Source organism: Cyanothece sp. BG0011 (genome assembly GCF_003013815.1).
Classification (GTDB): Bacteria; Cyanobacteriota; Cyanobacteriia; order Cyanobacteriales; family Microcystaceae; genus Crocosphaera.
Genome location: NZ_PRLH01000120.1, coordinates 1 through 12,565, shown reverse-complemented (window position 1 = coordinate 12,565; position 12,565 = coordinate 1). Strand labels below are relative to the sequence as shown.

The window sequence follows — 12,565 nt, the reverse complement described above, 5'->3', positions numbered from 1 at the left end:
CCTTGGCATAGTTTACCATTGGGAAAAGCGATTGCTATTTGTAACCTTACTGATTGTATCAAAATGACCGATGAGTTTATCAATGAACAATTAGAAGCTGAACTACTTTGTGGCCATTGGGAACTTGGACGGTTTGCTTGGCAATTAGATGATATTAATCCATTATCTAATCCTATTCCCATTAAGGGACAACAGGGTTGATGGGATATTAACCTTCCTTTTATCTCTTAATTTCTAATACTTCTGATACTAACTTCATGGAAATCCATCCTTATCCTTTATGTTGGCCTCCTACTAAAAATAGAACCTCAGTAAATAGAAGAAAAAAGCACAATTTAAAGTTACGTTTGCTCAAGCGAGAGATGACTTGTTAAAAGAACTTTCTCGATTTAAGGCCACTAACGTAATTATTTCTTCTAATGTTCCCCTTCGACAAGATGGTTTACCTTATGCAAGCTTTTCTGAACCATCAGATCCAGGGGTTGTTGTTAGTTTCAGAGCTTTCAAGAAAGATTATATTTTCAGTTGCGATTGTTGGACAAAAGTTAAAGATAATCTCAGAGCGATCGGTAAACATATCGAAGCTTTACGAGGAATAGAACGATGGGGTGTCAGTTCAATTGAGGAGATTTTTGAGCCTTTTCTACTTCCGACTTCTTCTCCTACCTACCACTCCAATTCGGAACCTTTCTGGTGGGAAATTCTTGAGGTTTCTCCTGATGCTACTATAGAAGAAATTAAGACCGCTTATCGAAATCTCTCTCGAAAATATCATCCTGATACGGGTGGCGATCGCTTTCAATGGGATCGACTTCAATTAGCTTATCAAAATGCTCTAAGTATCAAAACCTAATTTAGAAAATAAGTTCTAACCCCATTAAACTAATTATTCACTATAGTCTTTTTATCAGGAAGAGGAAGACCTGGAATACTAATTTTTTTCTAATCCAATAAGTTCTAAATCATTTTTAGGTTTTTCTATTCTTGATACTCTACCAATAATTTGAACATATTTGATTTTTGGATTAGGTTTTGAATGCTTTTCCATATTTTTTAAAAGAATTACTTTTCATTGTTTTCCTGATTAAATTGTAGTTCATATTTCGATTCGCGATCGCAGATCGACACGACATAATCGCCCCCTTGCCCCCTAGTTAGTGCCGAAGTATAATAAAATATATCAGCACTAACTTACACCAATGTCTCAAACTGCCATCAAAGCCCGCATTGCCCAACTCAAAGCACAAGGAACAGTCGCACCCCCCAACACCTGGATCGGCACTACCAGCATCACTAAGAAAAACGGTAAACGCTACACTTATTACAGGCTAATGACAGCTTATTACCCTCCTGCTACCAAAGATAACCCTAATCCTAACCGTAAAACTAAAATGGTGCAGTATTTGGGGAGTAAAGAAAGTCTTGAGTATAAGGAGATGGTTAAAGCGATCGCAAGACGTAATGAGATTCAGAGGTTGCAGAAGAAGCTGTACAACCTAGAAAAACAAGTTAGTGTCGCATCAACTCAGAGACGGCAACGGGATAAGCAATCAGCACTAACTACGTTGGTCGGGGAGTTAGTGCAACAGGTGCAAGGTTTAGTAGAGGAAATGGCTTGGTTGAAAAGGGAATTTATGTCACAGTTTAAGTCGAATCCCATTACTTCTTGACTTTCTGGTTAATGCTGGCTTATGCTTAATTATTATCTACACTAATCAAGGGCATGACAACAGTTGCCGAAATCCAAGAACAAATAGAAAAAATCCGTGCTAGTGGAGATATTGCACCTCCTAATACTTGGATTGGCTCTAGTAGTATTAAGAAAAAAGATAAAAAGCACACCTATTATCGCCTCCTGAAAGCTGACTATGATAACCGAACTAAGAGTGGTAAACCTAAAACAAAAATGGTGAGCTATTTAGGGAGTGCTGATAATGAAAAATATCTGAACATGAAAGCTGCTATCGAACGTCGCAATCAGATTGAGAAATTACTTAAGGAACTTGAAAAGTTAGAAAAAGAAGTTAATACCACTCAACCATCAAAAAGAAAACCTCGTCAACCTGCACTAACAACTTTAGTCATGGAATTAATTACTCAAGTTCAAACTCTCCAGAATGATATACAAGAGTTAAAAACAACAGTTATCTACTTCTAAAAAATAATTATTCAAATATACTCAAAGAATCCAGATAATCTTCGGTTAAATCTTCTTGTTCACAAACTAAATCACTTTGTTTATCCCATCCATATTCATCATTAAATTCTTGGTAAGTATCTAATCTAATTTCCTCTCTGATTTCGTCATGGGTCGTTGAGTACCTTTTCCAATTATTGGTCTGTCTCACTAATAGTTCATCTTCAATATTAGTATTCTCATTATTATCGGTGTTTTGATTTTGTTTGGCTTAAAAGTTTTACTCATAAAATAACTGTACTCAATCGTTAGAGTAAGACTATTATAGTATATAACAAAACTCAAAAATTTTAAACCTTTGCTTTCCATGATTATTGAACAAAATCACAGTACAAATCTATATTTTTTAGGTCTTAATATTAACCTTTATCAAACCTCTGAATATGAAGTTTATTTAAGTCCTCAACCTAATATTAAAGGCAACCTAATTGTCTTTAATATCAAACAAGCTCTTCAATCTTTAGGTAAAGATTCATCTTTTGAGAGTTGTCAAAATATTTACGAACAACTCTCAATACAGCTTAATAAAATTAACCCTGATTATAGAGAAGAATTAACTTATCCTGATTGGGTTATTAGTTTTCCGAATCCTGTTTTTCCTTATTCTTTACTTAATTCTATAAGTTTATTTTATGTGAACTAAATTTTTAAAAAACATGAGTGTAATCTTTGAAAACGAAATTTTAGAGAAATTAATTCTTTCTGAGAATAACTATTCTCTCCCTAGCATTCGCTAGGGTAAAATTTTTTTATTTTTTTCTAATTCAAGAAGAAAAGAACCATACATATCCATACATAAATCTGGAAAACCTGTCTCCTCAAGAGCTTTTGACATTTCTTCTTTAGATAAACATACTCCTGAGATATTTTTCATTCCTAACTCAGTAATAGTTTTTAAGATCAAGCACCGATCTCTTGCGTTTAATTTATTAAATTGTTCGTTGTTCTCGATGAACGATAAGTTATTCATGATTTTTCTAAGTGATAATTTTGTAGATTTCAGCTAAGACAGTTTATTACATCTGAAGAAACTTCAGATTCAAAGATTCTTTCGTAATTTATTTTAGCAGAATTTAAAAATCACTTTCAAGAAGGAATTATGTATTAATTATAATCTTTTTTGTCATCACTCTTTTTAGTCAATAAGAAAACTATCCAAAGACTTAGAAAAAGAGAAACTCCTGCCCCTTGTTGATAAATCATTTGGTCTATCATCAAAATAGGTAAGGTATTATAAAGCCAATTACTATTCTGATTTTGGTCAATATCCATAACTAAATAAGGGAGTAATCCTACTCTTCCCCACAAAGGTTTAATCTCAATCAATCCCTGAGCATTTAATATTGCTATACCTAAACAGAGGATAATTCCTACAAAGTAAAGAGATAAACATAGAGAAGACTTAATATTTAAAAACTGTTTGATTTTTAACATTTTTATTTATTCTAAAAACTTAATTATATAATATAACTTAACTAATTATTTCTCCATATTCCTACAACTACCCCTTGTATTTCTACAGTCGTTCTCGGAACTTTTAATGAGGTTTCTTTCTCTAAAGATGTCAATGTTACTTCAGAAAAATCTAATTTATACTGGCTAATAGTAACACCATAGCCTTTGACTTTGGCAACGACTATTTCCCCGTTGTTCACTGTTTCTTCTGGGGTAAGACGACGGATAATGGCTATGTCCTGATCTGCGATCGCTTCTGAGTTTAAACTATTCCCATCTACTCGTAAAGCGTAATAATCATCTTGGTTGAAAACGTAGGGAAGTTCGAGGGTTGATTGTTCATCAGTGAAGGGTTCGACTAAACCACCGGCAGCTATGGCTCCCTTGATGACTATTCCTGGCTTTTTGACTTGTAGGGGTTTGATGGTTCGCGCTTTCCCCTCGATCCAGGTCACATAGCCTTTATCTCGCAACCTTTCTAAACGAGCTTGAACCGGTGCAGGGGATCTCAAATTCATCGCTCTCATCATCTGACGAATCGAAGGAGGATATTGATGTTGACGAATGTGATTGACCAACCAATCATATAATTCTTTTTGAGCAGGGGTTAGTGGCTCCATACTTTGAGAATCTTTCTAGCAGTGATCCTAGTTTAGCTGTATTTTGGTACTAGAGTTCTTTCCTGTGTCATTCAGGTTTTACTTTGTCCTTAAATGCTTTACCGGCGCTGAACGCAGGGATAGTGGTTGCAGGAATGGTTAATGGTTCACCTGTCTGTGGATTTTTCCCTTGTCTTTCTTTGCGAGGCCGCGGTTCAAAAGTCCCGAAACCCACAAGGGTTATTTTGTCGCCATTAGCAACGGTTTCAACTATGGTTTCAGTGGTAGCATTAAGTATCTTGGTGACTATCGACTGAGGTTGACCGGTTTCGGCTGCAATGGCCTTGACAAGCTGTTCTTTGTTCATAATCTTATTAATAATTGATAGAATTGTGATTATAACTAGCCTAACCCCCATTTTGTCAAGATGTTTAGGAAGCAAAGTCAAATGAGATTTAACCTGATTAATTTACTATTCCAGAAATTACTTTTAGATTATCAATTTAAAAGAATCGAAAAGGAAGAAATTATGTTAAAAGAAAAAGAAAAAGAAATCATTAATCAATTAAATCATGAAGTATTAACTTATAATAATAAGATAAAATCATGAATTAATTTCAGTTATACCAACACAAAAAGCCCTTTGCCAACTGATATCAATTAAAACAGATAGCCAATCTGGCGTAAAACTTCAGAAATAGAATCCTTTTTAGATGAAGAAATTAAGAGAAGATCCGTAACCCAAACTCTCTTTTCATCTATTATTAACTGTATAACTAGAAACCACTAATACTAACAATTATTAATAATAAAAATCTCAATACTTACAAGACCGTAACTTTTCTCACGATGTAATTAGTTTATCTTTTCAACCCGAACTTTTCGAGGTAATTAAATCTTTGGTTGAGACAGTTGGAAGACCTATCAAAGAAATTGATTGTTATATGGCAGAAGACGGATATGGGGCTATTAGTGAAGATGCTTACGGGAATCCTATTAAGGGAGTTCAAGCACGCCAACTTAAACAAGCTTTAGAAAAAGTTTTATCTACTCACTGGCACTGGAGAAACAAAGCTTTTTTAGCTTACTTAAATGAACTTCCAGATGACCTCGAACTGTGGTTTTATTGGAGTTAATTTTTATTGTTTTTTTGAATATTTCATCTTTCAGGATAAGAATAAACACAAGGTATTTTCCAGTCCCCTGTTTTGAGTTTGCAGGTGAAATCAAATAATGACCGATCTAATTGCTCAAAGCCTCCTAACATATCAGTAAAAGTAAAAATCAAGCCATTAATAATAGTTATTATCATTATTATCAATAATTTTCTCTGCCACCAAGGAGTTTTTTCTGTCATTTAGTTTACCTCTTTACTTTTTTGATAAAAGTTCTATTAATTGCGGTAAAAAGTTTTTTATTTTAATTCAAAATAGTAAAAAAATCTAGATTTTTTTATGAGTTTTATTTTGCTTCAGCGATCTCTCTAGCTAAATTCAAAAGACCTAAATCCCCTTCAATAACTTCAACAACATCATTAGGATTATCTAATAACTTTTTATTTTCCCCGTTCCTTTGCTCGCTAATACTATAATACCATTCGGTAGGCTTACTACCATAACTTTCAGGCTCAATTCCGTAACTTGTAAACAATTGATATTCTCTAACCATTTTAGGATTTGAATGATTACCTTTTAATCTTAAAGGGGACAATCCTTTACTATTTTTTCTGAGTCTATCCATTAATTTATTATCTTCTGTTTCTCCCTTAATCGGTTTAGCTACAGGAGAAACCCGAACAAAACTACAATATTTTCTTAAGTATTTAACGAGTTCAAAAACCTCCTTAAAGGTTTGGCATTTGATTATTAAAATCCTACTATCTTCCCAATAATCTTTATCCTTAAAATACCGATATCGATGTTCTCTATGGATTTCTCCCCAAGGCATAGTAGAGATCACCTTGGAGTTTCTTCTTGAATAATTGGTTATTGCTTGAAAATATTTACTCATTTTTAAGTTTTAAACTAAGTTCTTGACCGTTATTGGGATAACGTGATGAAGCCATTGATTATTATTAAGTTTTGGGATAAAATAATTAGATGAAACTAATTTAATTATAGCTAATGTTAACTATTTAATCTTTCTATAGTATCAGTATTTTACCAACAAGCAACTATTAATTAATATTAAGAATGGCCTCAAAACCCGAAATCCGAACCCTGAAAAAGAAAGCCACCGCCCCGGATGAAAGTACAGCTTCCGTGGCAACAGAAGAAACAGTAGAAGATAATCAAACCGTCGCACCGAAGCAGAAAAAGACCGAACTTACACCACCACAAGAAACTGCACCGGCACCGGTTGAGAGTAACGAAGAAACCCTGACCACCTCAAAGTCAGAAAATAACGGGGAAACCACAGACGATGAAACAGTAACAGATAAGCCCATCTTTCAGGCGATCGGTACAATCAAGGGGAAAGCTGAAAAAGACAATGAGGGTAACTTTTTCATCAAGTTAGGGGGAAAACGGTATGGTCTCTACTTTGTCGGTTATCGCTACCAAGCTTGGCTAAAACAAGCAGAAGCCAACCCAGAACAAAACCTGTTCTTTCGGGTGTATCCCAAATGTTTGATGATTCCCCGTAAACCACCAAAATTATACTTTCAAGTGGCAGCATGGGAAGAAGAAAATCCGTGACGTTCTCCCTCCGTTAACCGCTTGGGCGGTATAACGGGGGCTTCTAAAACAGAGATAACTGCATATACTCAGTTCCAGAAGTTTCCTGCTTCACAGGCTGTCCACTGACTAAGCCTCCACAGGCAGACGGGATGAGACCCACCCCATGTATTTGCAATGCCTTTTTTATAATATTAACTGCGGCGTTTTCATCCCTATCCATTGTCAAATTACATTTCGGACATTCATGTAATCTAACTGATAGTGTTTTCGGAACTTTATGACCACAGCTTGAGCAATTTACTGTCGTTCCATGAGGACTAACTTTGACAAACCAAACGCCGCGTTTTACCGCCACTGCTTCTAATTTTGTTAAGAAATTTCCCCAAGCGACATCTAAAATACTCTTAGCCAATTTAGTTTTAGCTAACCCTTTGATGTTTAAGTCTTCACAAGCAATAAAATCATAATTATTGACCAACCAATGTGCTGTTTTGTAGTGCCAGTCTTTTCGATATCTAGCAATTTTTTGATGAGTTAAAGCTATTCTTTTTTGTTGTTTCTCATAGTTTTTTGACCCTTTATTTTTGCTGGCTAATTTACGTTGTTGACGAGCTAAATGCTTTTGTCGATTGCGATAAATCTTTTTAACAGCAACTGTTTTTCCTTGACTGGTAGTCAAAAACTCTTTTAATCCTACATCAATTCCAACTGCTGATTTGATATTATCTATGGGAATAACATTCGGAATCGTCTCATCTTCTGCTGTAATACAGACATAGTATCCATCTGCTTTTTTAACGATTGTAGCTGTTTTAAGAATAAAACTTTCAGGAATCGGACGATGGATTACAACTGGTATAGCTCCCCATTTTTTTGTCCAAAGACAATTATTTTGAAACTTGATAACAGCTTTGGGATGATTAACTCTCGAAAAACTAAAAGACCTTAATTGACCAGCTTTTTTAAATCTAGGTCGCCCTCCTCTTTTACCTTTTTTATCTGGAACTAACCATCTTTTCCAGGCTTTTTCTAATCTTTGAAGATTCATCTGTTGAACTTCGCAGTAGATATTTTTGTAGTCAGGAAAGAGAGTTTTTGTCTGTTTTAAATCTGATTGTTGAGTGTAATAATTAACTTTTTCTGGTATTTCTCCTATGGTTTCACTAATTAAACTGCATCTATCAATGGCACATCGAGTCCGTCTTAACCAGTCCAAACGCTGACCTAGCGCATAGTTCCAGTGACGACGTAAAAGTTCTAACCACTGGTTTATACACTCTGCTTGCTTTTGATTAGGCTTGATTCGGTACTCAAATGTCAGTATCATAATACTATTATTGTAGCACTTATCGTTGTTAATGAACAATAGTTATAGTAAAGAAAATAGGTCAGTTTACTTACTTGCCGTACATATTGTCTTAGTGACTAAATATCGGAGAAAAGTCATTACCCCTGACATCCTATCTCGTCTGCAACGAATTTTCACAGATACTTGCAGTAAATGGGATTGTCGATTAGTAGAATTTAATGGTGAAACAGACCATGTTCATCTACTTGTTGAGTTTAATCCTAAAGTTCAACTTAGTAAATTTATTGCTAATTTAAAAACTGTTTCTTCTCGTTTAATCAGAAAAGATTTTTCAGATCATTTAACTCAATTTTATGGACAAAAACCTGTGTTCTGGACTGGTTCTTATTTTATTGCTACTTGCGGTGGTGTAACGATTGAACAACTTAAACAATATGTTGAAAAACAACAATCTCCTGTTTAAAAGGACTCCCTATGGTCGGTTTATTTTTTGGTCGGTAATTCCCCTCCCCCTAACATTCGTATAAGGGGAGACCCCTTACCGACATTTAAGTTGGACTTGAAATAATATGAATCCCCTATTTACTGCCAGAACTTCAGTCGAACAAGTAGAAGAAGGTTTGTTCCTTGCTCCCAAATTCGACGGCAATGGTTTAATTCCAGTGGTTACCACCAATGTCAAAACAGGCGAAGTGCTGATGCACGCTTATATGAACGAAGAGGCGTTAGTTAAAACCATTGAAACCGGAGAAGCTCACTATTACAGTCGCAGTCGTCAGCAACTATGGCATAAAGGTCAATCTAGTGGACTGGTGCAAAAAGTAGCACAGTTAACCATTGATGATGACCAAGACTGTCTCTGGATGCAGGTTATCGTAGCTGGTTCGGGGGCCAGTTGTCACGTGGGTTATCGCTCTTGTTTTTATCGCTGTATTCCTACGGGAAAAAGTGCTGTTTCTTCCGAGCAACCACTACAGTTAACTTTTACTGAAACCGAGAAAACATTTGATCCCAAAGCCGTTTATGGGGATGCCCCTAACCCGACACAATTATAAACAAAAAGCATTGTTGTGTTATATTAATTTTGAAAATGATTATTATTCTCAAAATTAATGGGACGAACTAACCGAAAAATATGACTCGTCTAAACTTCAACCTGTCCGATGCTCTGCCATCCTTACCTAAAAGTGGAATGCCAGTCACGATAATTACTGGTTTCTTAGGGAGTGGCAAAACCACTTTACTCAATCAAATTTTACAAAATAAAGATGATTTGAAAATAGCAGTGTTAGTCAACGAGTTTGGCGACATTAATATTGATGAGAAACTTTTAATTTCAGTCGATTCAGATATGATAGAATTAGATAATGGTTGTATTTGTTGCACCATTAATGATGGTTTAATTAATGCTGTTTATCGAATTTTAGCAAGAGAAGAAAAAGTAGATTATTTAGTTGTTGAAACAACAGGATTAGCAGCTCCCTTACGGATTATCTTGACTTTTTTAGGAACAGAATTAAAATTTTTAACTCGTCTTGATTCTATTATTACCGTTGTGGATGCAGAAGCTTTTGATGCTGAACATTTTGATAGCGATGCTGCTTTAAGCCAAATTAGATACGGTGACATGGTTATTTTAAATAAAATTGACTTAGCCCCTAAAGATAAAATTAGTGAATTAAAAGCATTTATTGAAGAGACTAAACCAGGCGTTAGAATTTTAGAGAGTGAATATGGACAAGTCCCTTTACCGTTAATTTTAGATATTGGTTTAACTCAAACAGATAATTATCAAACTGAAATTTCCGAGTTTCGACATAACAAATCTAATTTTAACAATCATTTAGAAACCGATGGATTTAACTTCATTTCTTTTGAAAGCGATCGCCCTTTTGAACTTGAAAAATTTGAACACTTTTTATCTGAACAAATGCCTAATAGTGTATTTCGTGCCAAGGGGATACTCTGGTTTCAAGAAAGTCCCTCTCGCCATATTTTTCAACTGAGCGGACCTCGCTACGATCTGCAAGCAGATGATTGGACGAGTCAACCAAAGAATGAACTGGTATTCATTGGGCGTAATTTGGATGAGTCTCTAATTAAACAACAGCTTAATGATTGTTTGGCTGGTTTGATTTTACCCAACTTAAATGTCGGTAAGGGGTCTCCCCTTATACGAATGTTAGGGGGAGGGGAATTACCGACCAAAAAATAAACCGACCATAGGGAGTCCTTTTAAACAGGAGATTGTTGTTTTTCAACATATTGTTTAAGTTGTTCAATCGTTACACCACCGCAAGTAGCAATAAAATAAGAACCAGTCCAGAACACAGGTTTTTGTCCATAAAATTGAGTTAAATGATCTGAAAAATCTTTTCTGATTAAACGAGAAGAAACAGTTTTTAAATTAGCAATAAATTTACTAAGTTGAACTTTAGGATTAAACTCAACAAGTAGATGAACATGGTCTGTTTCACCATTAAATTCTACTAATCGACAATCCCATTTACTGCAAGTATCTGTGAAAATTCGTTGCAGACGAGATAGGATGTCAGGGGTAATGACTTTTCTCCGATATTTAGTCACTAAGACAATATGTACGGCAAGTAAGTAAACTGACCTATTTTCTTTACTATAACTATTGTTCATTAACAACGATAAGTGCTACAATAATAGTATTATGATACTGACATTTGAGTACCGAATCAAGCCTAATCAAAAGCAAGCAGAGTGTATAAACCAGTGGTTAGAACTTTTACGTCGTCACTGGAACTATGCGCTAGGTCAGCGTTTGGACTGGTTAAGACGGACTCGATGTGCTATTGATAGATGCAGTTTAATTAGTGAAACCATAGGAGAAATACCAGAAAAAGTTAATTATTACACTCAACAATCAGATTTAAAACAGACAAAAACTCTCTTTCCTGACTACAAAAATATCTACTGCGAAGTTCAACAGATGAATCTTCAAAGATTAGAAAAAGCCTGGAAAAGATGGTTAGTTCCAGATAAAAAAGGTAAAAGAGGAGGGCGACCTAGATTTAAAAAAGCTGGTCAATTAAGGTCTTTTAGTTTTTCGAGAGTTAATCATCCCAAAGCTGTTATCAAGTTTCAAAATAATTGTCTTTGGACAAAAAAATGGGGAGCTATACCAGTTGTAATCCATCGTCCGATTCCTGAAAGTTTTATTCTTAAAACAGCTACAATCGTTAAAAAAGCAGATGGATACTATGTCTGTATTACAGCAGAAGATGAGACGATTCCGAATGTTATTCCCATAGATAATATCAAATCAGCAGTTGGAATTGATGTAGGATTAAAAGAGTTTTTGACTACCAGTCAAGGAAAAACAGTTGCTGTTAAAAAGATTTATCGCAATCGACAAAAGCATTTAGCTCGTCAACAACGTAAATTAGCCAGAAAAAATAAAGGGTCAAAAAACTATGAGAAACAACAAAAAAGAATAGCTTTAACTCATCAAAAAATTGCTAGATATCGAAAAGACTGGCACTACAAAACAGCACATTGGTTGGTCAATAATTATGATTTTATTGCTTGTGAAGACTTAAACATCAAAGGGTTAGCTAAAACTAAATTGGCTAAGAGTATTTTAGATGTCGCTTGGGGAAATTTCTTAACAAAATTAGAAGCAGTGGCGGTAAAACGCGGCGTTTGGTTTGTCAAAGTTAGTCCTCATGGAACGACAGTAAATTGCTCAAGCTGTGGTCATAAAGTTCCGAAAACACTATCAGTTAGATTACATGAATGTCCGAAATGTAATTTGACAATGGATAGGGATGAAAACGCCGCAGTTAATATTATAAAAAAGGCATTGCAAATACATGGGGTGGGTCTCATCCCGTCTGCCTGTGGAGGCTTAGTCAGTGGACAGCCTGTGAAGCAGGAAACTTCTGGAACTGAGTATATGCAGTTATCTCTGTTTTAGAAGCCCCCGTTATACCGCCCAAGCGGTTAACGGAGGGAGAACGTCACTAAATTTAGTCTGCTTAATTTACCTTGGTGAACCTCATTGAACATTAAACAATGAACATTGAACATTAATGGTAAATGATAAATGATAAATGAAATGACTTTACAAATTTACAATACCCAAACCCGTCGCCTCGAACCCTTTGCAACTCTTCTACCAGGTCGAGTAACGATGTATTGCTGTGGCGTAACCGTATACGATTATTGCCATTTAGGTCATGCCCGTTCCTATATTATCTGGGATATGGTACGTCGCTATCTGCAATGGCGGGGATATGAAGTGACCTACGTTCAGAATTTTACCGATATCGATGATAAGATTCTCCGTCGCGCCCAA

The 12,565-nt window shown here is 35.3% G+C and carries 19 protein-coding genes and 2 pseudogenes; 12 read left to right on the top strand and 9 right to left on the bottom strand.

The genetic code is table 11. The annotated features are described in order from the left end of the window. The 4 genes and pseudogenes from C4E06_RS15695 to C4E06_RS15680 form a co-directional block, all read left to right on the top strand. Window positions 1-201, top strand: a pseudogene (locus C4E06_RS15695) (hypothetical protein); the annotation flags it as partial. A gap of 166 nt (window positions 202-367) precedes the next feature. Beyond that, complete coding sequence (locus tag C4E06_RS28805) at window positions 368-853, top strand: J domain-containing protein (protein WP_107668924.1); 486 nt, start codon at window positions 368-370, stop codon at window positions 851-853. A gap of 346 nt (window positions 854-1,199) precedes the next feature. Further along, a complete protein-coding gene (locus tag C4E06_RS15685; protein WP_107668923.1) occupies window positions 1,200-1,670 on the top strand; it encodes a transposase in 471 nt (156 codons plus the stop codon). Window positions 1,671-1,723: 53 nt separating this feature from the next. Then, on the top strand, window positions 1,724-2,158 hold the full coding sequence (locus C4E06_RS15680; RefSeq protein WP_107668922.1) for a hypothetical protein: 435 nt from the start codon (window positions 1,724-1,726) through the stop codon (window positions 2,156-2,158). Window positions 2,159-2,165: 7 nt separating this feature from the next. Here the strand turns inward: C4E06_RS15680 and C4E06_RS15675 are convergent, their stop codons facing one another. After that, on the bottom strand, window positions 2,166-2,348 hold the full coding sequence (locus C4E06_RS15675) for a hypothetical protein (RefSeq protein WP_198648722.1): 183 nt from the start codon (window positions 2,346-2,348) through the stop codon (window positions 2,166-2,168). A 156-nt stretch (window positions 2,349-2,504) separates the two neighbouring features. Here C4E06_RS15675 and C4E06_RS15670 point away from each other — a divergent pair, with 156 nt between their 5' ends. Continuing rightward, entirely contained in the window at window positions 2,505-2,840 is a 336-nt protein-coding gene (locus C4E06_RS15670) for a hypothetical protein (protein WP_107668920.1), read from the top strand. A gap of 90 nt (window positions 2,841-2,930) precedes the next feature. Here C4E06_RS15670 and C4E06_RS15665 read toward each other — a convergent pair whose 3' ends face one another. From C4E06_RS15665 to C4E06_RS15650, 4 genes are all read right to left on the bottom strand, one after another. Further along, a complete protein-coding gene (locus C4E06_RS15665) occupies window positions 2,931-3,167 on the bottom strand; it encodes a hypothetical protein (RefSeq protein ID WP_107668919.1) in 237 nt (78 codons plus the stop codon). 134 nt (window positions 3,168-3,301) lie between these two features. Next, window positions 3,302-3,631 (bottom strand): hypothetical protein, encoded by a 330-nt coding sequence (locus C4E06_RS15660; protein ID WP_198648721.1) that lies wholly within the window; start codon window positions 3,629-3,631, stop codon window positions 3,302-3,304. A gap of 41 nt (window positions 3,632-3,672) precedes the next feature. Beyond that, window positions 3,673-4,272 (bottom strand): transcriptional repressor LexA, encoded by a 600-nt coding sequence (gene lexA, locus C4E06_RS15655; RefSeq protein WP_107668918.1) that lies wholly within the window; start codon window positions 4,270-4,272, stop codon window positions 3,673-3,675. A 67-nt stretch (window positions 4,273-4,339) separates the two neighbouring features. Beyond that, window positions 4,340-4,618: an HU family DNA-binding protein gene (locus C4E06_RS15650; protein WP_107668925.1), complete on the bottom strand. Its 279-nt coding sequence runs from the start codon at window positions 4,616-4,618 to the stop codon at window positions 4,340-4,342. Between the two features lie 532 nt (window positions 4,619-5,150). Here C4E06_RS15650 and C4E06_RS15645 point away from each other — a divergent pair. After that, window positions 5,151-5,387 carry a hypothetical protein gene (locus C4E06_RS15645; RefSeq protein ID WP_107668917.1) on the top strand — a complete coding sequence of 79 codons (237 nt, stop codon included), beginning with the start codon at window positions 5,151-5,153 and terminating at the stop codon, window positions 5,385-5,387. A gap of 23 nt (window positions 5,388-5,410) precedes the next feature. Here the strand turns inward: C4E06_RS15645 and C4E06_RS15640 are convergent, their stop codons facing one another. Together C4E06_RS15640 and C4E06_RS15635 are read right to left on the bottom strand one after the other, a co-directional pair. Further along, a complete protein-coding gene (locus C4E06_RS15640) occupies window positions 5,411-5,608 on the bottom strand; it encodes a hypothetical protein (RefSeq protein ID WP_107668916.1) in 198 nt (65 codons plus the stop codon). Window positions 5,609-5,712: 104 nt separating this feature from the next. Beyond that, window positions 5,713-6,261 carry a hypothetical protein gene (locus C4E06_RS15635; protein ID WP_198648720.1) on the bottom strand — a complete coding sequence of 183 codons (549 nt, stop codon included), beginning with the start codon at window positions 6,259-6,261 and terminating at the stop codon, window positions 5,713-5,715. A gap of 182 nt (window positions 6,262-6,443) precedes the next feature. Here C4E06_RS15635 and C4E06_RS15630 point away from each other — a divergent pair. Beyond that, a pseudogene (locus C4E06_RS15630) lies at window positions 6,444-6,944 on the top strand (hypothetical protein); the annotation flags it as partial. 46 nt (window positions 6,945-6,990) lie between these two features. Here the strand turns inward: C4E06_RS15630 and C4E06_RS15625 are convergent. Continuing rightward, a complete protein-coding gene (locus C4E06_RS15625; protein WP_107668914.1) occupies window positions 6,991-8,256 on the bottom strand; it encodes an RNA-guided endonuclease TnpB family protein in 1,266 nt (421 codons plus the stop codon). Between the two features lie 31 nt (window positions 8,257-8,287). Between C4E06_RS15625 and tnpA (C4E06_RS15620) the strand changes: the two genes are divergently transcribed. The 3 genes from tnpA (C4E06_RS15620) (at window position 8,288) to C4E06_RS15610 (ending at window position 10,453) form a co-directional block, all read left to right on the top strand. Next, entirely contained in the window at window positions 8,288-8,701 is a 414-nt protein-coding gene (gene tnpA / locus C4E06_RS15620) for an IS200/IS605 family transposase (RefSeq protein WP_107666573.1), read from the top strand. Window positions 8,702-8,807: 106 nt separating this feature from the next. Continuing rightward, window positions 8,808-9,293, top strand: a complete 486-nt coding sequence (gene hisI, locus C4E06_RS15615) for a phosphoribosyl-AMP cyclohydrolase (RefSeq protein ID WP_107668913.1) — start codon at window positions 8,808-8,810, stop codon at window positions 9,291-9,293. 80 nt (window positions 9,294-9,373) lie between these two features. Beyond that, entirely contained in the window at window positions 9,374-10,453 is a 1,080-nt protein-coding gene (locus tag C4E06_RS15610; RefSeq protein WP_198648718.1) for a GTP-binding protein, read from the top strand. Between the two features lie 20 nt (window positions 10,454-10,473). On the opposite strand, the gene tnpA (C4E06_RS15605) is transcribed toward C4E06_RS15610, so the two are convergent. Beyond that, complete coding sequence (gene tnpA, locus C4E06_RS15605; protein ID WP_107666573.1) at window positions 10,474-10,887, bottom strand: IS200/IS605 family transposase; 414 nt, start codon at window positions 10,885-10,887, stop codon at window positions 10,474-10,476. Between the two features lie 31 nt (window positions 10,888-10,918). On the opposite strand from tnpA (C4E06_RS15605), the gene C4E06_RS15600 reads away from it, so the two are divergent. Together C4E06_RS15600 and C4E06_RS15595 are read left to right on the top strand one after the other, a co-directional pair. Then, on the top strand, window positions 10,919-12,184 hold the full coding sequence (locus tag C4E06_RS15600; protein WP_107666572.1) for an RNA-guided endonuclease TnpB family protein: 1,266 nt from the start codon (window positions 10,919-10,921) through the stop codon (window positions 12,182-12,184). Between the two features lie 141 nt (window positions 12,185-12,325). Further along, window positions 12,326-12,565: class I tRNA ligase family protein (locus tag C4E06_RS15595; RefSeq protein WP_157951165.1), on the top strand; the 240-nt coding region annotated here is incomplete at its 3' end.